Source organism: Lentzea waywayandensis (assembly GCF_900115955.1).
Taxonomy (GTDB): domain Bacteria; phylum Actinomycetota; class Actinomycetes; order Mycobacteriales; family Pseudonocardiaceae; genus Lentzea; species Lentzea waywayandensis.
The window spans coordinates 1-20,909 of record NZ_FOYL01000019.1 but is presented as its reverse complement, the minus strand read 5'-3'; the positions used below and the strand labels follow the sequence as shown (position 1 = coordinate 20,909).

Here is a 20,909-nt window from a genome sequence, read left to right as displayed (position 1 = left end):
ACCCCTGCCGGCGGGCATGCCCCCGGACCCCCAGCGGGCCGCCCCGGTAGATCCACTCTGAGTAGAGCCATTTACACCTTGGGGTGACCCGGCTCACAGGGGTTTGGCTTCCGTGACCGAGCCGTTATCGTGTCCCGGTGCCCATTGGATCCCTCGGACGCTCCAAGTCCGGCCGTCACCGCCCTGCGGACGAACCGCAGCAACCGGAGACGTCGCACGACGAAGAGCTGACCTCTTACCTGGCCGCCCTGGCCCCGGACGCGGACAACGAGACCACCGCGTCGGGCTTCGGCAGCGCGCAGGTGTACCAGCTGAGGCTGCAACTCATGGCGAACGAGCAGCTCAAGGAGCTCGCCGCCGAACGCCAGACCTCCCCGCAGGCTCTCGCCACGGAGTGGGTCATGCAGCGCCTGGAGTGGGAAGCGCGGCAGCGCGGCCACTAGACCCAGCGACAGAACGAAGAAGGACCCTCGACCGAGCCCGGTCGAGGGTCCTTCTCACGTACGGCTCAAATGCGGCGTACTACAGATCAGACCGCGCGGACGTTCTGGGCCTGCGGACCCTTGGTGCCCTGGCCGACCTCGAACTCCACTCGCTGGTTCTCCTCCAGGGTGCGGAAGCCCTGACCCTGGATCTCCGAGTAGTGGACGAAGACGTCAGCGCCGCCGTTGTCCTGGGCGATGAAACCAAAGCCCTTCTCGGAGTTGAACCACTTGACAGTGCCCTGTGCCATGTACCTGCCTCCATCGCAGGAAAGCTTGGGGCTGCACCGTGCAACCCCGGCCGTCCCGGGGGCGTTAGGCAAACTCGCTGAGAGCGCACCGCACGCCCGCGTGTCGTTCCGCGAGCGTGTGAAGCACGAACACAGAAACCACGGCCTGCGCGGGTCAGCCTAACGTGTGATTGGTCATAGCACTACAGGTCATTACCGGCCAGTCGGGTGCCTCAATAGGAGGAAAGCCGCTGGTCCGGGTGGGTGATCGCGATCCCACATGCAACGTGATTCAGCTCTGTGCGTCTTCATAGCGTTACGCCAGGGGATCTTGGGGAGAACGCATGTTCCGGCCACTGATGTTGGCTCTGCTGCTGGGGATGTCCGCTTGCAGCTCCGTGCCTGGGGGCACGGCTGAATCCGGTTCGACGGCCACTCCGGTCGCGCAGGAGGCGGCGCGGGCCGCGCTGAGCGTGACGCCCGCGTCGGGCGAGGGGATCAGCCCGGCGGGCCCGTTTCAGGTTGGGGTGACTGGAGGTTCGCTGACCGCCGTCGCACTGACGGACGCGAACGGGGCCGCGGTCAAGGGGGAGTTGACCGCCGACCGGTGGGTCGCCACCGAGGATTTGGGCTACGACAAGGCTTACACGTGGTCCGGTTCGGCGAAGGGCCAGGACGGCGCGGAGGTGCCGGTCTCCGGTTCGTTCCGCACGGTCAAGCCGCAGCGGCTCATCAGCGCGAAGCTGAACGTCGACGACAACCAGACGTACGGCATCGCGATGCCGTTGAAGGTGACCTTCAGCGCGCCGGTGCAGGACAAGGCGTCGGTGCAGAAGGCCATGACGGTCAAGACCTCCGTGCCGACCGAGGGCGCGTGGGCGTGGCTCTCCGAGACCGAGGCGCACTGGCGGCCGCGCGAGTACTGGAAGCCGAACACCGAGGTCTTCCTCGACGTCAACGTGTACGGCGTGCAGTTCGGGGGCGGCGCCTACGGCAAGACGGACATGCACGCCCAGTTCAAGATCGCGGACCGGGCGCTGGTGGCCAAGGCGAACACGCAGACCAAGCGGTTCGAGATCTACCGCGACGGCACGCTGCTGCACGACTTGCCTGCGTCGTACGGCAAGGAGACCGACCAGCGCCGGGTGACCCGGTCCGGCACCCACGTGGTGCAGCAGAAGGAAGCCCGGCGGACGATGTCGAGCACGGTGTTCAACTACCAGAACATCCCCGTCAAGTGGGCGGTGCTGATCTCGCAGAACGGCGAGTTCGTGCACGAGAACAACGACACGATCCCCAGTCAGGGCGTGGAGAACGTCTCGCACGGGTGCGCGAACCTGTCGGAAGCCAACGCGAAGATCTTCTTCGACCTGACGATGGTCGGTGACCCGGTGGAGGTCGTGGGCTCCTCGGTGCAGCTCGGACTGGCTGACCCGATGGGACCGGCCGCCGGCGACTACTGGGACTGGACGCTGGACTGGGCGGCCTGGACCGCCAAGTCCGCTGCCACGCCCTAGGACTTCTCCGTGATCTGCGGTGGCTGCGGGATCTCGTACCCCGACGGACCCACGTTGCGTTCGAGAGCCCGCTTCCACTCGCCGCTCGAAATCATCTTCTCGATGGCCTTGTTGACGGCGTCGCGGGATTCGGCGTCACCCTTCGGCACGCCGATGCCGTAGCGCTCCTTGGAGAACGTCTTGCCGACGAGCTTGAGCAGTTCGGGGTTCTCCGCGGCGAACCCCGCGAGGATGACCTCGTCGGTCGAGACGGCGTCGACGTTGCCCGCCATGAGAGCGATCACGCAGTCGGAGTACTGGCCGTACTCGACGAGCTGCACGTTCTTGGAGTAGTCCGACTTCACCTTCTGCGCGGAGGTGGAACCCTTGACCGAGCATAGCTTGCGGCCGTTCAGGGTCTCCGGGCCCTGGACGGACTCCTCGCCGAAGCGCACCAGCATGCCCTGGCCCGTCTCGAAGTACGGGCCGGCGAAGGCGACCTTCTCCTTGCGGGCGTCGGTGATCGAGTACGAGGCGATGATCAGGTCCGCCTCGCCGTTCTCCAGCATCGACTCGCGGGCGGCGCCACGGGCCTCCTTGAAGGTGATGCCGGTGTCCTTCACCCCGAGCTCGCTCGCCACGTACCTGGCGACGTCGACGTCGAAGCCGACGTACCGGCCGTCGAGCCGCCGCTCGCTCAGGCCCGGCTGGTCGTAGCGGATGCCGATGGTCAGCTTCCCGGAGTCAGCACGTCCGATGACTGTGCTGCTGTCACCGCTCCCACAAGCGGTGGCGAGCACCGCAACAGCGGTCAGGAGCGCGGCACGACGGATCACGACAGGCCTTCCGGGGGTGTTGTGGATTCGTGCGCAATGCTACGGACCTGCGGCGATGATCGACTGTGATGTATGACAACTACGGAAGCCTCGCTTTGCCAGGTGTCACATGCTTCCCGTGTCGCTCGATCGCACGCCTGAGATGGTCGGGCGGAGCCAGTCTTCTGATCTTGCCCGGCACCAAAAGCGCAGCTCGGCGCATCATTCGCAGCCATCGGTCAGCGTGGGCGTAGGGCTCGCGGCCGTGTAGTTCGAGCGCCCACTCGGGTAGTAGCGAATACGCCAGGTGGCCCACAAGAACCCGGTACACGGGCAGTCCGTGGCGGACCCACCCTTGCACGGGCGGACCGTGCAAGAAGTCGTAGATCACATCGGAATCGGGCGTTCGCCGCAGAACAGGACGCATCCGGTCGAAGTATTCGGCCATTTCACGCCTGGATCCCGGTACTTCATCCGGGTGCAATCCGACCAAAGCAGCTGCGGATCGCTGCTCGGAGTAGTAGAGGTCCTTCTGCCTCTCGGACAGTCCGTACCCCGCGCGGTCGAGCACTGTTTCGAAGCACGAAACCTCCGAGCAATGAACCCAGAGCAGCAGTTCGGGCTCGTCGACGCGGAACGTCCGGCCGTCGACGACGCCGCGCAGGCCGCGATGCGTGGCCCGCACCCGTGCCGCAGCGGTGGCGATCTCCTCGTCGGTGCCGTAGACGCCGAGGCCGACGAAATCCGCCGTGCGCTTGAGCCTGCCGAGCGGATCTGCCTGGAAGTTCGAGTTCTGCACGACACCCGCGACCGCCTTGGGATGCAGTGCCTGGAGGTAGAGGCTCGAGATTCCGGCGATCCACATCGTCGGGTCCGCGTGCAGCTGCCAGCTGACGGAGTTCGGATCGGGCATGCGGACATCGTCCCGCCTCGCCAGGATGAAGACCATGGAACTGGACCAGGCACGGGACGTGCTCCGCAGCCAGCACCGCGCGGTGTTCTGCGCGGTGAAATCCGACGGCACGCCGGCCATGTCGCCGGTGCTCGTCGCGCTGGACGACAACGGTGACGTGCTCGTTTCCACGCGAGCCGCCGCCTACAAGACGAAACAGGTCCGGCGCGATCCGCACGTCTCGTTGTGCGTGCTGCCGGACAGCTTCTTCGGGCGCTGGATCCAGATCAACGGCACCGCGACGGTCGTGCCGTTGCCCGAGGCGATGGACCTGCTGGTCCAGTACTACCGGACGATCTCCGGTGAGCACTCCGACTGGAACGACTACCGGGCGGCGATGGAACGTGAGCAGCGCGTGATCCTGCGGATCTCGTTGACCAGTGCGGGGCCTGACAAGACTGGATGATTTCGCGATCCCGTAACACCGTTAGCGGGCACAACGATTCCACGGGGACGGCGGCTACCGGGCAGGCGGATCCTGGGGAGCGAGAGCGATGACTGGTGTCAGACGCCGCGGCTACTTCACAGCCGCGGTCGCGGTGATGGGCGCTGCCCTCGTCGCGGCCCTGTTCGCGGCACCCCCGGACAAGCCCGTCGACATCCGCCTGGTCGCGCCGCCGCCCCCGCCGCCCGAGGTCATCACCGCGACCGCCACGACCACCATGTCCGCCATCGGTGCCGAACGGCCGCCGCCACCTCCGCCGCCACCCCCTGGCGCCCACCCGCCGCCCCGGCACCGGCCCGATCATCGGCCGCCACCTCCGCCGCGGCCGGCTCCGGGAACCCCCGGTGCCGGCCTGTTCGACCTGCTGCGCTGTGACTCGACGCTCTTCGGCGAAGAGTTGAAGCGCTGCCTGGAGTGGCCGATGAGCGACGAGTTCTGCGACCTCCTGAAGAAGTACCACCTTCAGCCGGTCGACCTGCGCGGCCCGGACGGCAAGCCGATCGACCTGAAGTGCGACAAAGCTAAGCCTTGAGCTCCCTGAGCTTCGCGAGGTTCGCTTCCGCCAATGAGCCGAGCAGCTGGGCCTCGCCGAGGTAGTGGTCGTCGATCAACGCCTCGACCTCGTCGTCGTTCATCGCCGGCACGATCCTCGCCGCCATCCTGATCATGTTGCGGTAGCTGCCCTGCAACAGGAACGGCTGCTCGGACGGGTCCGCCGCGGACGCGATGTAGGCCTGGTTGACCTTGAGCACGACCTGCTGGATCCGTTGCAGCTTCCGGACCACCGACAGCATCCGTTCGAGCTCGACGGTCTCGTGGTCGTGCCGGACGGTCTCGCCGTTCGCCAAGCGCACCAACGGTTCCACGTCGACCCCGCCCAGGGTCGGGTTCGAGCCGGACGCGTTCTCCAGATAGCTCAACGCGAACAGCGCGTCGCGGCCGGACAGCACGTCACCGAGGTTCCACACGTCCGCGCGGTTCGCGAGCATGTCGGGGACCCGGAAAGCGCGGCCGGTCTCGGTGTACGGGTTACCTGCCATCGACACCGCGAAGCGCTTGCCCCGCAGGTCGAACGTGCGTGCCTCGCCGTCCCAGACGCCGTCGATCCGTCGTTGGGCGTCGCAGAGCGAGATGAACTTCTGCAGCAGCTCGGGTGAGGTGTGCTGGATGTCGTCGAGGTGCAGCAGAACGTTGCTGCCCAGGGCGAACGCGAAGTTGATCCGCTCGACCTCCTGGCGCGCGGTGGCGTTCGGTGCCTCCGCCGGGTCGAGCGAGGTGACGCCGGTGCCCAGCGCCGGGCCGTTGACCTTGACGAACACCATGCCCAGGCGGTTCGCGACGTACTCCATCAGCGTCGTCTTGCCGTAGCCGGGCGGGGAGATCAGCATCAGCAGGCCGGTGCCGTCGTTGAGTTGCTTGGAGAGGTTGTCGCCGATCAACGGCAGGTAGACCTCGTTCAGCAACCTGTTGCGCACGAACGTGTTCAGCACCGCGGGCTGGTAGTCGTCGAGCCGGAGCCTGCGGCGTTCCTCGGTCAGCAACTCGTCACGTTTGCGCTGGTAGGCGCGGAAGGCGGGCACCTGTTCGGTGTTGAAGGCTCTGAGCCTGGTCAGGGTCTCGTCCAGGCGCAGGTCCATCGACTGGTCGTGCACACGGGGGTGCGTGCCGAGCAGGCCGGTGACGGTCTCGCTCAGCGACGCGCTGGAGTCGTAGCGCGGCAGGTCGGTGAGCAGGATCGCGACGACCTCGGGGAACTCCGGGCAGTCCTCGTCCTTCAGGAACGCGTGCAGCCACGCCTCGATCAGGTCGCGGTCGTGGAGTTCCTCGGTGACGACCGCGCGGAACCTGTCGATCACCGCGCGGGCGGCCTTGCTGGTGACGAATCCCCTGGGCTCGCAGGCGAGTTCCTCGAACAGGTACTCGGCGGAGAGTGCTTCGAGCCCGAACTGCTTTGTCAGCTCCGGAATTCCGTGCGTGCCACCGAAGATTGTGCGGGCGCGGGCCAGTGACTCGGCCTTGCGCGTCCACACCGCTCGTCGGTCTTCCGGCTGTTCGGACCAGAAGATCTGCGCCTGGGCACGGGTCGAAGGCGGGTATCTGAGCAGACCGGCACCGGCGTGAAGCCGTTGCAGGACAGCGAGGATCTTCTCGGCGTCGTGGTCGTGGACGCCCTTCTCGTAGCCCTCGTCGTAGCGTTCCGCCGCGGCGTTCGTGACGTCGGTGCGGCCTTCGGCGAGCAGGCATCCGGCGAGATGCTCGGACCGGTAGACGTCCTGCGTCTCGGAGACCAGCAGCTGGTCCCAGAACGGCCTGGTCCTGCCGAACTCCGGGTCGGTGACCTCGCTGCGGTAGTCGGTTCCGGTGACCGCGTAGTAGAGACGGCCGTCGCGCGGCACGAGAGTGAGGTTCATCGGCTCGGTCGTCACCGGGAAGCGATGACGACCGAGCACGATCGACGCGCCGTCGTACAGATCGGCCCGGTCACGCAGTGCCCGGCCTCCCTCTTGCCGGGCATCGCGCAGACTCGCGTCGAGCTCGTCGGCCCGGACGTCGCCGAGCTCCCTGAGCTGCTCGGCGACCGTGCGGACCTTGGCGACCATCGGGTCGCCGGCGAAGTACGTGTTGATCTCGTCGGTCGAGGTCAGCTTCCCGACGCGACGGCGGATCGTACCGAGCACCCGTTCCGCGGACTGCACGAGCCGATCGGCTTTTCTCGCACGTTCGTCGAGCAGCGTCTGCTTGCGGGCGGAGAAGGCCTCGTAGACGTCCGTGCGCTTGGCGCCGACCTGGGCGAGGAAGTCGTCGAACTCGCCGAACCGCGACTCCAGGTTCTCCAGCTGGAGCAACAGCCTGCCGAGCTGGTCGTCGCAGCGCTGCGGGGTGTCCGCGACCGACAACGCGCCGGTGATGGCCTGGCCGAGCAGCGCGAACTCCGCGGCGAACTCGGCGCGGCCCTCGGCGTTCGCGAGCTGGGCGCGCCGACCGTCCACAGTGGCCCGTGCCCGGTTGACCGCGGCCAGCACCTCGCCGATGCTCGCCAGGATCTGCGTGCGGGTCGTCGTGTCCGCGGCGTCGAGCGTGCTGACGACCTCGGTCAGCACCTCCAGGCCGGTCTGCTGCTGCGCGAGGCGTTCACGCAACGGCGTCGCCTCAGCCGCGATCTTCAGCTCCGCGGCCGCGATCTGGTCGATTTCCTCGTGGTACTGGGAGAACGCGCCCTCGCCGCTGAGGAACGCGACGGCTCTGCGGGCGGACGCGCCGAGTTCCTCGACCAGTTCGGCCTCGCGCCTGTCGATCTCTTCGAGATCGACGTACTTGAGGTCCTTGAGGGTGATCAGCCGGCCCTGGGCGGACCGCAGATCGGCCAGCAGCCGCACCCACTCGTCGGCACTTCTCGGCGCAGCCGACCTGGCGAGCCTGACCAGTGAGGCGAGCTTCTCGCCGGCGGTGTGGAGCTGCTGGGCGGCGTGCTCGGTGAGCGTGCGGACGGCCTCGAACTCGTCCAGCACCTGCTCGGCCGTGGCACGCACGGCCTGGACGTCCTGCTTGAGCCCCAGCTCGTCGAGCCAGTGCACGCCGTCGATCACCCTGGTGCACAGGGCGATCAGGCCCTCGAACACCGGTGCGCTCGGCGTCATCTCGGCGCTCATCCTGGTGATGGACAGGCAGTCCGAGATGCCGCGGACCAGGTCGGCGTTGCCGATGCGGGCGAGCGGGCCCGCCTGGTCCGGCAGCACCTCGTCGTGGACGAACGGCGTGCGCCACACCTGCATCGGGTGCACGCGCACGGCCTCTGAGCCGGTCTCGCGGAAGACGACCAGCGTGCCGTCGGCGAAGAGCGAGTAGCCGTGGCAGGTGATGGGTGTCGCGACTTCCTTGCGGATCACGTTGTAGGGCAACAACAGGCTGCGGCCCTCGCGGCGGGCGTGGAAGACGTACAGCACGTCCTCGCCGTTCGCGGACCGGACGACCCGCTCGAACTCCAGCTCGTCCGTGTCGACGTCGAACGTCTTGTCCGCGCCCGTGACCAGGTAGTAGCCGCCGGGGAAGATGATCCCCTGGTCCTCCGGCAGACGCTGACAGGCCTGGCCGATGCCGTCGAGCCTGGTGACGACCTTGGTGCGGGTGTTGAACACAAGGTGCCGCCACGCCGTTTCCTTGTACGGCAGGATCTTGAGGAGGATCAACGGGCCGACGCGGGCGTAGTGGATCTCGGCGTCCGCGAGGCTCTGCAACGGTTCGTCGACGGGCTCCTCGTAGACGCCCTCACCGGACTCGGTGTTGTCCTCGATCTTGACCGTCAGCGTGCCGCCGACCGTCTCGACGAAGACCTCGTTGTCGATCGCGATGTGTGGGTGCCGGCCGAGCACGTGCTGCTCGCGGGTCGTCTCGACCCACGTGAAGTCGTGCGAGGGCGGGAAGACGTGGTCCCGGTCGCCGCGGTTGTCGACGTACGTGACCGTGCCGTCGACCTTGATGTCCCAGCGCAGCACGCGGATGTCCTCGATCCGCGCGCCCGTCTGGAACACCGCGAGCAGCCGCGACTCGACCGTGCGCAGCTGGAGCAGCCGCGTTTCCCGGTAGTACCGGTACAGCTCGGCGAAGTCGTTGCGGAACCTCGGGTCCCGCAGGAACTCCGCCTCGACCGTGGCGAAGTCCCTGCCGTGCGCCGCGAAGACGTCGTTGACCGTCGTCTCGGGCTTGAGGCCCATGAAGACGTTGTAGCCGAACAGCATCACGTCGCCGAGCGCGACGATGTCGCGCGGCACGCAGTTGTTCTCGGTCCGGATGCGTTCGGTGGCGACGAGTTCGAGGGCCGTGCTGCCGAACGTCTCGACGCGCCGGTCGTTCAGCGCCTCGGTGCTGCGGGCGAGTTCGGTGGCCTGATCAGCCAGCCTGGCCCGCAGCACCTCATAAGTGCCCGCGTCGAGTTGTGTCATGCGGTCTGGCCGTTGTTCTTGGCCATCTGGGTCAGCGCGATCGCCGCGGCGATGTTCTGCGCGTCACCCGTGGTGAACGAGCTGAGGATCTTGGTCAGGTCCTCCGGGAAGTTCGCCGACCCGTCCATCCACTTGGAGCCCAGCGCCTGCACCACGTCCGAGCCGCCGACGAAGCCGTCGACCTGCTTGCCCGCGGTGATCGAGCTGGCGATCCTGTCGAAGAACATCGTGTCGCCACCGATGATGTCGATGTCGGCCTTCTCCAGGCCGGCCGCGAGCACCATGGCCTGGGCCTCGGCGATCTCGCGCTGCACGTCGATGCCCTTGAGGCGGATCTCCTTCTCGGCTTCGAGACGGAGCCGGTACTCCTCGTGCTCGCGAGTGGCCGTGTCGAGCGCGGCCATCGCCTCTGCCTTGTGCGACAGGCCTTCCGCCTCGCCCTTGAGGCGTTCCTTGATGCCCTCGGCGTCGGCCAGGGCCTTCTCGCGGTCGACCACGGCCTCGGCGCGACCGAGCGCCTCGGACGCGGCGGCGTCGCGTTCCTTGACCAGCGCGTCCGCGAGGCCCTTCGCCGCGGCCTCGGCCTGCGTGCCCTCGGCGAGACGGATCTTGGAGCGGGTGTCCAGCTCGGCGGCCTTGTTGCGCGCCTCGGCGAGCACGACCTCCTCGCGTGCCTTGTGCTGCGCGGACTGTTCCGCGGCCTCGGCTGCCTTGATGTCCTTGACCAGCGACTCCTGCGCCTCGGCCTCGGCGCGGATGATGATCTGCTGACGGTCGCGCTCGGCCTCCTCGACCGCACGCAGGCGCTTGATGTTCTCCTCCTGCTCGGCCACCGTCTTCTCGACGGCGACGCGCTCGCGCACCAGGTCGGCGATCGCGCGGCGCTCGTGCTCGAGCTCCTTGTCCTTCTCGATCATGCGCAGCGACGTCTCGCGTTCGCGGGCGATGACCTCCAGCATGCGGTCCTTCTCGATGCGCTCGGTCTCGACGGCGATCACGCGCTCGCGGTTCTTCTCGGCGACGGCGATCTCGCGGGCCTTGTTCTCGGTCTGGATGCCGAGCTGTTCCTCGGTGCGGATGAAGGCGGTGTTGGCCTTGAGGCGTTCCTCGGCCTGCACCTTCTGCGTCTCCGCCTCCTGCTGCGCGCGGGCGGTCTCGATCTCGCGCTTCTGCTTGATCTCCGCGTCGGCCTGGCGCCGTTCGAGTTCCAGGATCGCCTCACGCGCGCTGACGTTCTGGCGCGTGATCTCCTTCTCCTCGTTGCGAGTGAACTCGTTCGTCTTGACGTGCTCGATCGCGGTCAGCTCGGTGATCTTGCGGATGCCCTGCGCGTCCAGGATGTTCGCCGGGTCGAGCTGCTTGAGCGGCGTCTGCTCCAGGTAGTCGATGGCCGCGTCCTCGAGGCTGTAGCCGTTGAGGTCGGTGCCGATGACCTGCACGATCCGGTCGCGGAACTCGTCGCGGTGGGTGTACAGATCGACGAAGTCGAGCTGCTTGCCGACGGTCTTGAGCGCCTCGGAGAACTTGGCGTTGAACAGCTCCTGCAGCGTGGCCTCGTGGCTCGCGCGCTCGGTGCCGATCGCCTGCGCGACCTTGATGACGTCCTCGACGGTCTTGTTGACCCGCACGAAGAACGTGATGCGGATGTCCGCGCGGATGTTGTCGCGGCAGATCAGGCCCTCGTTGCCGGCCCTGCGGATCTCGATGGTCTTCACCGAGATGTCCATCGTCTCGCACCTGTGCAGCACCGGCAGCACAACGGTTCCCGTGAAGGTCACGTCGACCTTGCGCATCTTCGAGACGATCAGCGCCTTGCCCTGCTCGCACTTCTTGAAAAGTCTGCTCAGCGTGATCAGTGCCAAGATCAGCACGAACGCGCTCACGGCGATCAGCACGATCAGCCCCGTAGAGATCGCACCCATGTTCAGCCCCCTGTGGTGATGTCCACGACCCAGAAGAACTCGCCCTCTGCGTCGTAGTCGAAGATCAACGCGGTCTGTCCCGCTTTGAGATCGGTGCTCTGCGCCGCTCGCACCTGAACGACCGCCGTACCGCCGTCGTCGGCGGTCACCTCGGCCTGCCCGTACCGTTCGGTGACCCTGGTCGTCCTGACGATCGCGGTGCGACCCACGAAGTCGTTGCGGGACGCCGGTTTCTCCGGTTTCGTCCATTTCTTGACCGGGATGAGAAGGATCTTCGTGACGAGCGCACCCACGAGCAGCGATCCGGCGAGGATGGCGTACCGGAGCGAGCCTTCGGGTGTGAGCACCGTGCCGACCAGCGCGGCGAACCACGTGACCACGACGAACATCGAGATGGAGATCGGCATCACCGGGGCGTCGAAGTCCAGGCCCACCAACGCCACCGTGAGCCAGTAGGCCAGCACTATCAGCAACAGAAAGCTGAACACCACGGTCGGAAACGCCAGCGCGGCAGCCAGGAACTCGGTCATCATCGCCCCCCTTCTCGTCATTCTGATGCGCGAAGTGCCTGTTCCGTTGCACTTTCGGGAATGATCGATACAAATCGATGGTTGGCCCGATCATGGACATCGGGGTGCAGGGACTCAACATCGGCGACCACGCGGGACCGGACGAGACGCGGCGGCTCGCCCAACTGGCCGAATCGCTCGGCTATCGATCCTGGTGGGCGTCCGATCACGTGGTGCTGCCGTCGCCGCGGGTCGACCCGTCACCGTCCGAACCGGACGCCGTGATCGTGGATCCGCTGACCCATCTGGCTTATGTGGCGGCGGTCACGTCCACGCTGGAGCTCGCGACCGGCATCGTGATCCTGCCCCAGCGCAACCCGCTGGTGCTCGCGAAGCAGGTGGCGTCACTGGACCTGCTCAGCGGCGGCCGGTTCACGCTCGGCGTCGGAGCGGGCTACCTCGAACCGGAGATGACCGCGGTCGGGGTGTCGTTCGACGATCGCGGCGCACGGACCGACGAGTACCTGGACGCGATGGACCAGCTCTGGCACGCGCCCTCGCCGTCGTTCGCGGGCAAGTTCGTCTCGTTCTCGGGGGTGGACGCGCATCCCCGGCCGTCCAACGTGCGCGTGGTCGTGGGCGGGCACAGCGGTTCGGCGTTCCGGCGGGCCGTGACCCGTGCGCAGGGGTGGTTCGGCATCGGAACGCCCGACGACATCCGCGGCCACCTGGCCCGGTTCCCCTCGCGCCCCTCCGAGTTCCGGATCAGCGTGTCCGCGCCGGTGCCACTGTCTCAGGCCGTGATCCGGGAGTACGAGGACCTGGGCGTCGACGAGCTGGTGATCTACCCGCCGATGTTCGACGGCACCGTGGACGAGGTGTTGCGTCGGAACGCGGAGTTCACCGGCTAGCCTCGGACGTCGTGATCCCCGTCGTCGTGCTCGCCGGCTTCCTCGGTTCCGGCAAGACCACCCTGCTCAACCACCTGCTGCGCACGTCCGGCGGCACGCGGATCGGCGTCGTGGTGAACGACTTCGGGCGGATCAACATCGACGCGTTCTCCGTCTCGGCCCAGGTCGACTCGATGGTGTCGCTGTCGAACGGGTGCCTGTGCTGCGCGGTCGACGGCACCGAACTGGACGGGATGCTGACCCGGCTGGCCGCGGCGGACCTGGACGTCATCGTGATCGAGGCGTCCGGGCTCGCCGAGCCGGCGGCCATGGTCCGGATGGTGTTGCAGGCGCCCGGGGTGTCCTACGGCGGGTTGATCTACGTGGCCGACGCGGTGGAGCTCGATGCCGTGCCTCATCTTTCGCGCGATCTCGCGATGGCCGATCTGGTGGTGCTGAACAAGGTCGACCGGGTCTCGTCGTTGCCTTCGCTGCCTTGTTCGGCGCCGGTGCTGCCGGTCTCCTACGGGCAGATCGATCCGGCGTTGCTGTTCGAGGTGCGGCCGCCGGACCTGGGGCCGCGGCAGCTGTCGTTCGACGACCTGGACGACCATTCCACGCACGCGCACGCTTCGTTTGACAGCGTGTCCTTCGAGTCCACCGATCCGTTGCACCCCAAGCTGTTCATGGACTTCCTGGGCGCACGGCCGGAGGGGCTGTTCCGCGCCAAGGGTTTCGTGCGGTTCCCTCTCGGCACGTTCATGCTGCAGACCGTGGGCGCGTACGTCTCGTTCACACCGGCCGACGACGCCCCGACGCAGCTGGTGCTGATCGGGGCGGGCATCGATCCGGAGGCGCTGACGGACTGGCTGCTGGCGTGCGTAACGGACGAACCGGTGACCGAGCAGGACATGCTCTGGGTCCTCCGGTACGCCCGCTGACGTCACTTCTTGCAGAGCGCGGTGTCGATCACGTCGAACACCTGCTGGAACTTCTTCATCGGGTCGTCGCCGAACGTGCCGGGCAGCGCGGTGAGCGTGACCGCCGCGCTCTTGCCGCCGTCGGTCGCACCGCCCAGTGACGCCCAGCCGTGGATCGACCCGCCGTGGCCCCACCAGACCCCGCCGCAACTGAGCTTGGTGCTCTCCAGCCCGAGGCCGTAGGCGCTCTTCTCGTCGACGGTGACGGCCTTGCGCATCTCGTCGAGTTGCGCCTTCTTGAGCAGACCGCCCTGCAGGAGCGTCCTGAAGAACTTGGCGACGTCGGCGGGCGTGGAGACCATCGCGCCGGACGCCCACGCGGCGGACGTCTCGATCTCCGTCGCGTCGACCACCTCTGACTTGGGGTCGAACAGGTCGCTCAGCGAGTAGGCCTGGGCGTGGCGGCCGCGGATGCGTTGCTCGCCCTGGCTCGGCCAGTACGTGTCCTTGAGGCCCGCCTTCGTGATGACGCTCTGGATCGCCTCGCCGACCGGGCGTCCGGTGACCTTCTGGATGAGCAGCCCGGCGACGACGTAGTTCGTGTTGCTGTACTCGTACTTCTCGCCCGGCTGGAAACTCGGCGGCTTGGCCAGCGCGACGTCCAGCAGGTCGTGCGGCGCGAAGTACCGGTCCCGGATGTCGGCGATCTTCGGGACCCCGACGTCGAGCACGTAGTCCGGCAGCCCGCTGGTGTGCTGAAGGACCTGGCGCACGGTGATGCGGCCGTCCTTGATGTGCGGCACGTACTTGTTCGCGGGCCCGTCCAGCTCGACCTTGTTGTCGGCGACCAGCTGGAGCGTCGCGACCGCCACGAACGACTTGGTGATGCTCCCGATGCGCACCTGCCCGTTGACCGGAGCGTTGCCCCTCGCGAGGTCGCGCCCGTTCACGTGCGCCTCGACACCGGGCGTGCCTTCCTTGACGATCTGGTCGAGTTGCTGGGGGACAAGGAGAGTCAGCGCCGTGAGCGCCGCGACCGCGATCACTTGGCACCACACAGAGCAGCGTCCACAGTGGCCAGAACCGCTTCGTGCGCCTTCCCGGCTTCCTCGGGCGTGTCCTGGAAAGTGCCCGGCAACGCCGTGACAGCAACGGAGAACGCCCTGCCGCTGTCGGTGACCCCGCCCCGCGTCTCGTAACCGTGGATGTCGCCACCGTGACCCCACGACCGCCCACCACAGGACAGCGGCGCAGTGGCGATGCCCAGCCCGTACTCGACGCCAGGCCACATCTCACCGGCGGTGTCGACGGTCTTCTTCATCTCGTCCAGCTGGGCCTTCTTGAGCAGATTACCCTTGAGCAGGCCGCGGTAGAAGGCGTTGAGGTCCTTGGTGGTGGAGATGATCTGCCCGGCCGCCCAGCCCCAGCTCGGGTCGATCTCCGTGACGTCCTCAATCCCGTTGCCGGTCAAGGCATACCCGTGCGGGTGCTTACCGCGGATGCCCTGCTCGCCCACGCCGGGCCAGTAGGTGTCGGTGAGGTTCAGCTTCCGCACGATGCGCTGGTCGACGTTCTCCGCGACCGGCCGACCGGTGATCTTCTGGATCAACAGACCGAGCAGCACGTAGTTCGTGTTGCTGTACTTGAACTTCGCGCCAGGCTCGTTGGTGACGGGGTGCGCGTTCCCGATGTCGAGCAGCTCGCGCGGCTCCAGGTAGCGGTGCCGCACCTCCTCGAACTTGTCCAGCCCCATGTAGTTCGTGTAGTTCGCGAGCCCGCTGGTGTGGTTGAGCAACTGCCGGACCGTGATCCGGTCGTCCTTGACTGCCTGGGGAAGGTAGTGGTTGATCGGCTTGTCGAGCTCGACCTTGCCCTCACCGACGAGCTGCATGACCACCGTGGCAACGAACGCCTTGGTGTTGGAGCCCGCCCGCACCTGCCCGTTCCTGGGGACGGGCGTGCGCTTGTTCAGCTCGGACGTCCCCGAGGTGTAAGCGCTGGTCCTGCCGTTGCCCTCGGTGATCGTCGCCAGCGCCGCCGGAAACTCGTGCTGCTTCGTGAGCCCGTCAAGCTGCTTCTGCACGTCGCTCGCCGGCGCGGCCATCGCCGTTCCGCTGAACAACATGGCCGCTGCCAGCACTCCTACCAGCGTCTTCTTCATCCTGTTCCTCCCCTTGCCGTGGTGAGGACAGATTCCCAATCACGTGCCCGCTGCCGCAGTCACGCACGCTTCCGTTCTCGGGGTGGAGCAGGCTCTACCTCAGTAGCGGACGTCGCTCTGCAGCAGCGGCGGATAGATTCTCGACGCCTCGCCATCAACCGTCGTACCGGCGAACTGCACCATCGCCCGCAACTCCCCGTGGAGCCCGGCGGGGTAGTCGAGCTCGGGCCGCGACACGTGGCTGAGCCTGGCGATGTGTTCCCGCGTCAACGCGACCTCATCGAGGTTGCTCTCCAGCTTCGGCGCCCCGATGATCGGCACAACCGTTCCAGCCTGTGCCCGGCAGCCAGGCCAGCGACATCGCCGCCGCAGTTGCGTTGGTCTCCTCCGCGATCTCGGCGACGACGTCGATGACCTTGAACTCCTCCTCGCTGGGCCCACCCACGAACTTGGCCCGCTCGGAGTCACTGACTTGCACGTTCCTTTGGTGCTTGCCCGACAGGAACCCGTTCTTGAGCGGACTCCACGGCACCAGCGCCATGTCCAGGTCCGGGCCATGGGCGCAATCTCGCCCTCTACCGTCCACGCCAGCAACGAGCACTCGACCTGCAACGCGATCAACGGCGTCCACCCGTTGAGCAGGGCCATGGTCTGCGCCTGAGCCGTCACCCCAGGCACGTTGGAGAACCCGATGTACCCCACCTTGCCCGATCCCACCAGATCGTCGAGGGTCCGCATGGTCTCCTCGATCGGGGTGTTCCGATCCCAGTTGTGCATCCAGTAGAGGTCGAGGTGGTCGGTGTTCAGGCGCCTTAGAGGCTCGCCTAGCTGCCTGCGAATGATTCCCCTTCTGGCTGCTTTCTTGCCTGATCCTCTTTGGCCTGGGTTCTTGGGTCTTGTCCTGCCGTTGTGGTGGTGCGTCAACCGTGAGGTTGGCAACCCGGAGGACATGCGGAGGTGGAGATCGGTAGGCTGTCCCGGCGAGGGCTGCTAGCTCAATTGGCAGAGCAGGAGACTTCTAATCCACAGGCTTTTGCCACTCCAAAGTGGATAGTCAGATAGATCAAAATTGCTCCCACCTGCACAGACACCCCTTTCCGGACTCACTCGTTCTAGTGTTCGAATGGATCTTGTCCTGCCGTTTGTCCTGTAAATCCGGCGTACCGTGCTTGTTCATGGGCAGGAAGAAGCTGGTCAAGGACCTCACCGGCATCCGCAAGCGCGGCAACACCTACCAGGTGCGCGTGTACGGCCTCGGGCAGGACAAGGTCACGGGCAAGGACATCGTCCTGTCCGGACAGGCTCCCACCGAGGACGAGGCGATCAAGTTGCGCGACTCGTTCCGCGCGCAGATCGCCACGAAGAAGACCAGCCGCAGCAATGCCAAATTCGGTGAAGTCCTGGACGAATGGCTATCCGGCCATGACATCGAAGAGACAACCCTCAGCGGGTACAAGATGTACGTCCGCAGGTATCTGCGCCCGGCATTCGGCGAAGTCACCCTAACTCGCCTTCTCCAGCTCGGACCGAAAGCCTTCGAGGACTTCGCCACCGATGTGAAGCGGTGCCGCCGTCGCTGCAAGCCACGAGTAAAGCTGATCGATCACCGCACCGAGAGGGACCACAAGTGCGATGACCGGTGTAAGCCACACGCCTGCAAGCCGCTCGGCCCTTCATCTATCCGTCAGATTCACGCTGTGATGTCCGGCGCGCTGAACGCGGCTGTCCGCTGGAACTGGATCGCCTTCAACCCTGTGGACGCCGCAAAGAAGCCAAGGGCACCTCGACCGAATCCCGATCCTCCGACTCCGGAGCAGGCTGCACTCCTCGTCAACAAGGCGTGGGAAGAAGACGAACAGTGGGGAACTCTGGTTTGGCTGACGATGGTCACCGGCCTGCGTCGTGGCGAACTGCTTGCACTCCGCTTGCCACGGATCGTCTTCGACCATGCCGAGACCGATCCTCACAGTTGCGAGACTGAAGGCTGCCGCGCCGTTGTCGAAGCACGCACCAACATCGTGATTCGCGACGGAAAACTGATCGAGAAGGAAACCAAGTCACACCAGATTCGGCGGATCAGTGTTGATCCGACCACAACCGACCTACTTGCCGCATGGATTGAGCGTGTGCACGCTCGCTGCGAAGCAGCGGACGTCCCCGTCACGAGCGAGACCTTCCTTTTCTCCTACGCTGCCGGGCACGACCGGCACGCCGACCCTGACGGCGTCACACATCGGTATTCGCGCATGGCTGCAAGCCTGGGCCTTAAGACCCATCTGCACGAACTGCGGCATTACAGCGCAACAGAGTTGCTCACGGCCGGCGTGGACCTCCGAACCGTCGCCGGTCGCCTCGGCCACGGTGGCGGCGGTGCAACAACCCTGCGCGTCTACGCGGCATGGGTTCCAAGCGCAGATAAGCAGGCCGCGGACCTGTTGGCCTCGCGCATGCCAAGCCGCCCTCCGAGGGAACGCGGGTCAGACTGATAAGTCCGGCTGCGCCCAAGCTCTTGTGTCCACCACGTGTCTACACGCGTGGAAACATCGCCTGAACTGTGATTGGACGTAGTGCACCCAACGGCCGATCCGGCAAGCATTTCGATCTTGAGTGGGTACAGAAGATCGTCTCCGGAGACCGTGCGGTCGATCTTGCTTTGAGCATGGACGAAGTCTGGACGCCTCAACGCCTGGACTTGATGCACACGACATGCAGACTGGTATCGATTCCTCGACGGACACGAGACGAGGTTGCGCCACCTACCTGCCACCCTCAAAGGGGGTTATTCGTGACATCACCAAGCCGTCGCCCCGATGTGTCTATCGCTCCCGAACGCGCCGCATATGTCGCCAGGTTCGGAACGTTGGTCTGCTCGCTACTTTTCATAGGGTATCTCCTGCGCGAGGGATACTCGATTGAACTGGTCGGAACGGCAGCGTTCCTGGTGTCCACAACGGCGATCCAGGTTGGCGTTCAGTTATTCCCACATGGACGGGCGTCAAAATGATCGGACTGAGCGAAGAAGACGACGGTCGACGACAGATGTCCGAAGCCCTGCTCGACGCAGAGCTGTCCTGGGATTCCTCGGATTTCAAGAGAGCCACGCTTCTCTTGCGAAGCGAAAAAGGTGTCTCAGTCCAGAGCATCGCTAACAGGTCCAACTTCCAACTACGCAGGTCTACGATATACAAGAACTTTGGCAAGGGTGATGGTAAGCCCAGCGCCAACCAGGTGCGATTCTTCGCGCGAGCATGTGGCGTTTCAACGGAAGAAGAGGATCGCTGGGTTACTGAATGGAAGAGGATCGAGGCCAATATTCCTCCATTTGGACCTGGTACTCCATCAGGAGGGATCGCCGGAGCAAAGCATTATCTGCGTGCAATGACGCACCTGACCACGGTTGCCGCGCACCAAGTATCGAAGACCGAAGAAACCCTTGAGACCCTGAGTCGCATCGCAGTCATCGTGTGTGGCGCAGAGGCGCCAGTAAGCGCCGCTCCGATTCCACGCAATCTGAACGGGGCCGCGCATGACCTTCGGCAACTAGCCGATAATATTGACTCCACCAAGAAGGCCATTCAAGATCTGCTTAACATGATTTAGGTGATCAGGTGGTCAAGACGCCTGCGTTGACGGACAGAACCTATCTGCGCTGCCAGCAGCCGCGCGCGTTCTGCGTGCGCGGCTGCTTCGTCATTTCGCCCCGCGGCCTGAAGCACTTGAGCGAGGTCAACTCGAAGCGTGGTCTCTGCACGCGCGAAACTGGAGTCAAGCCGTCGTAGGACGTCGGAGAGAACATCGATCGCCTCGGGCGCTCCGAGTCGCGCAAGTGCATTGCCCTGGGCCTGACCCGTTTTGACGGACATCTGAGATCAGGGGTTCTGCCCCTGGAAGGATGTCCTTATGAAGACCACGGGCTCGAACAAGCCCCGGCGTCCTCGTCGTGCGTTCACCCCGGAGTTCAAGGCGGAGATCGTCGAGCAGTGCCAGCGTGGTGACCGCTCGATCGCCCAGGTCGCGAAGGACTTCGACCTGACCGAGACCGCCGTGCGCGAGTGGGTCCGCCAGGCCGAACGTGACGCCGGGACCCGCGAGGACGGCGGGCTGAGCAGCGATGAGAAGGCCGAGCTGGCCGCGTTGCGGCGGGAGAACCGGCGGCTGCGTGAGGACGTGGAGATCCTCAAGCGGGCCACGGCTTTCTTCGCGAAGGAGACCCGGTGAACGTGTATCCGTTCATCGAGGCGGAGAACGCCGGCAGCGGCAACGTCAAGCGTGCCTGCGAGTTGCTCAAGGTCTCCCGTGCCGCCTACTACACCCGCCGTGCCAACGGCCCGTCCGCCCGTGACCGCGTCGACGCCGCGCTGACCGAGAAGATCATCGCGGTGCACGACGAGTCGAACGGCACCTACGGGACGCCGCGGATCCACGCCGAGCTCGCCGACCAGGGGCATCGGCACTCCCGCAAGCGCGTCGCCCGGCTCCTGCGCGAAGCCGGCCGAGCCGGGCGGGCGCCGAAACGCTGGCGCACCACCACGATCCCCGACCCGGCCGCGACCACCCCGGCCGACCTGATCAAGCGGGATTTCTCTTGCAGCGCAAGAGAAATCAACAGCAGGTGGTGCGGCGACATCACCTACATCAACACCTGGGAAGGCTGGCTCTACCTCGCGACCGTGATCGACCTCGGCTCCCGGCGCGTCGTCGGCTGGGCCACCGCCGATCACCTGCGCACCGACCTGGTCGAGCAGGCCCTGCACAACGCCGTCACCCAGCGCCGACCCGAGCCAGGAGTGATCTTCCACTCCGACAGGGGCTGTCAATACACCTCCAGTCAGTACGCCCGCGCGGCCACCGACGCCGGAGTGCGGCTATCCGTCGGCCGCAAGGGCCAATGCTGGGACAACGCGGTCGCCGAATCGTTCTTCGCCACCATCAAGACCGAGCTGCTCGACCGGCAGCCCTGGCCCACGAAAGCCAAGGCACACAAGGCAATCTTCGAATACATCGAAGGTTGGTACAACACCCGCCGACGGCATTCCAGCCTCGGCTACCTCAGCCCCGCCACCTACGAAGCCACCCGATACCAGCCTGCCGATCAGGTAGCGTGACCACACCTCATCGACCCTGTCCGTCAAAACGGGGCAGCCCCA

Annotated in this window: 19 protein-coding genes and 1 pseudogene; 10 read left to right on the top strand and 10 right to left on the bottom strand. The window is 65.9% G+C overall.

Annotated features, from left to right (window positions below; genetic code table 11):
- Positions 1–137 precede the first annotated feature (137 nt).
- Complete coding sequence (locus BM417_RS42510; RefSeq protein ID WP_030477904.1) at positions 138–443, top strand: hypothetical protein; 306 nt, start codon at positions 138–140, stop codon at positions 441–443.
- Positions 444–529: 86 nt separating this feature from the next.
- On the opposite strand, the gene BM417_RS42505 is transcribed toward BM417_RS42510, so the two are convergent.
- Positions 530–733, bottom strand: a complete 204-nt coding sequence (locus BM417_RS42505) for a cold-shock protein (RefSeq protein ID WP_030477903.1) — start codon at positions 731–733, stop codon at positions 530–532.
- Positions 734–1,056: 323 nt separating this feature from the next.
- Between BM417_RS42505 and BM417_RS42500 the strand changes: the two genes are divergently transcribed.
- On the top strand, positions 1,057–2,229 hold the full coding sequence (locus BM417_RS42500) for a L,D-transpeptidase (protein ID WP_093605795.1): 1,173 nt from the start codon (positions 1,057–1,059) through the stop codon (positions 2,227–2,229).
- On the opposite strand, the gene BM417_RS42495 is transcribed toward BM417_RS42500, so the two are convergent.
- Together BM417_RS42495 and BM417_RS42490 are read right to left on the bottom strand one after the other, a co-directional pair.
- A complete protein-coding gene (locus BM417_RS42495) occupies positions 2,226–3,041 on the bottom strand; it encodes a glutamate ABC transporter substrate-binding protein (protein WP_093605918.1) in 816 nt (271 codons plus the stop codon). The genes BM417_RS42500 and BM417_RS42495 overlap by 4 nt on opposite strands.
- A gap of 82 nt (positions 3,042–3,123) precedes the next feature.
- Positions 3,124–3,936, bottom strand: a complete 813-nt coding sequence (locus tag BM417_RS42490) for an oxygenase MpaB family protein (protein ID WP_093605917.1) — start codon at positions 3,934–3,936, stop codon at positions 3,124–3,126.
- A 34-nt stretch (positions 3,937–3,970) separates the two neighbouring features.
- Between BM417_RS42490 and BM417_RS42485 the strand changes: the two genes are divergently transcribed.
- Together BM417_RS42485 and BM417_RS48865 are read left to right on the top strand one after the other, a co-directional pair.
- A complete protein-coding gene (locus BM417_RS42485; protein WP_093605794.1) occupies positions 3,971–4,381 on the top strand; it encodes a PPOX class F420-dependent oxidoreductase in 411 nt (136 codons plus the stop codon).
- A gap of 88 nt (positions 4,382–4,469) precedes the next feature.
- Positions 4,470–4,952, top strand: a complete 483-nt coding sequence (locus tag BM417_RS48865) for a hypothetical protein (RefSeq protein WP_093605793.1) — start codon at positions 4,470–4,472, stop codon at positions 4,950–4,952.
- Here BM417_RS48865 and BM417_RS42475 read toward each other — a convergent pair.
- The 3 genes from BM417_RS42475 to BM417_RS42465 are packed head-to-tail and all read right to left on the bottom strand — an operon-like array spanning position 4,942 to position 11,815.
- Positions 4,942–9,360, bottom strand: coding sequence for a DNA repair ATPase (locus BM417_RS42475; RefSeq protein WP_093605792.1), 4,419 nt, complete (start codon positions 9,358–9,360; stop codon positions 4,942–4,944). The two genes, BM417_RS48865 and BM417_RS42475, sit on opposite strands and share 11 nt — an antisense overlap.
- A complete protein-coding gene (locus BM417_RS42470) occupies positions 9,357–11,282 on the bottom strand; it encodes a flotillin family protein (RefSeq protein ID WP_245822733.1) in 1,926 nt (641 codons plus the stop codon). The genes BM417_RS42475 and BM417_RS42470 overlap by 4 nt, the downstream gene beginning before the upstream one ends.
- A gap of 2 nt (positions 11,283–11,284) precedes the next feature.
- Positions 11,285–11,815, bottom strand: a complete 531-nt coding sequence (locus BM417_RS42465; protein WP_245822731.1) for a hypothetical protein — start codon at positions 11,813–11,815, stop codon at positions 11,285–11,287.
- 89 nt (positions 11,816–11,904) lie between these two features.
- Here BM417_RS42465 and BM417_RS42460 point away from each other — a divergent pair, with 89 nt between their 5' ends.
- Positions 11,905–12,702, top strand: coding sequence for an LLM class F420-dependent oxidoreductase (locus tag BM417_RS42460; RefSeq protein WP_093605915.1), 798 nt, complete (start codon positions 11,905–11,907; stop codon positions 12,700–12,702).
- An 11-nt stretch (positions 12,703–12,713) separates the two neighbouring features.
- Entirely contained in the window at positions 12,714–13,622 is a 909-nt protein-coding gene (locus tag BM417_RS42455; RefSeq protein ID WP_093605791.1) for a CobW family GTP-binding protein, read from the top strand.
- Positions 13,623–13,624: 2 nt separating this feature from the next.
- On the opposite strand, the gene BM417_RS42450 is transcribed toward BM417_RS42455, so the two are convergent.
- The 4 genes and pseudogenes from BM417_RS42450 to BM417_RS50430 form a co-directional block, all read right to left on the bottom strand.
- Positions 13,625–14,647 (bottom strand): serine hydrolase domain-containing protein, encoded by a 1,023-nt coding sequence (locus tag BM417_RS42450; protein ID WP_177320929.1) that lies wholly within the window; start codon positions 14,645–14,647, stop codon positions 13,625–13,627.
- Positions 14,644–15,762, bottom strand: a complete 1,119-nt coding sequence (locus BM417_RS42445; protein WP_093605789.1) for a serine hydrolase domain-containing protein — start codon at positions 15,760–15,762, stop codon at positions 14,644–14,646. Before BM417_RS42445 ends, BM417_RS42450 begins: the two co-directional genes overlap by 4 nt.
- A gap of 99 nt (positions 15,763–15,861) precedes the next feature.
- Positions 15,862–16,032, bottom strand: a complete 171-nt coding sequence (locus BM417_RS49650) for a hypothetical protein (RefSeq protein WP_245822728.1) — start codon at positions 16,030–16,032, stop codon at positions 15,862–15,864.
- A gap of 7 nt (positions 16,033–16,039) precedes the next feature.
- Positions 16,040–16,713, bottom strand: a pseudogene (locus BM417_RS50430) (aldo/keto reductase).
- Positions 16,714–16,937: 224 nt separating this feature from the next.
- Here BM417_RS50430 and BM417_RS42435 point away from each other — a divergent pair.
- The 4 genes from BM417_RS42435 to BM417_RS42425 all read left to right on the top strand — a co-directional run bounded on the left by BM417_RS42435 (position 16,938) and on the right by BM417_RS42425 (position 20,867).
- Entirely contained in the window at positions 16,938–18,248 is a 1,311-nt protein-coding gene (locus BM417_RS42435) for a site-specific integrase (RefSeq protein ID WP_093605914.1), read from the top strand.
- Positions 18,249–18,762: 514 nt separating this feature from the next.
- Complete coding sequence (locus tag BM417_RS47325; protein ID WP_143139061.1) at positions 18,763–19,362, top strand: hypothetical protein; 600 nt, start codon at positions 18,763–18,765, stop codon at positions 19,360–19,362.
- Between the two features lie 300 nt (positions 19,363–19,662).
- Entirely contained in the window at positions 19,663–19,980 is a 318-nt protein-coding gene (locus tag BM417_RS42430; protein ID WP_093595980.1) for a transposase, read from the top strand.
- On the top strand, positions 19,977–20,867 hold the full coding sequence (locus tag BM417_RS42425) for an IS3 family transposase (protein WP_093595977.1): 891 nt from the start codon (positions 19,977–19,979) through the stop codon (positions 20,865–20,867). The genes BM417_RS42430 and BM417_RS42425 overlap by 4 nt, the downstream gene beginning before the upstream one ends.
- Positions 20,868–20,909 lie beyond the last annotated feature (42 nt).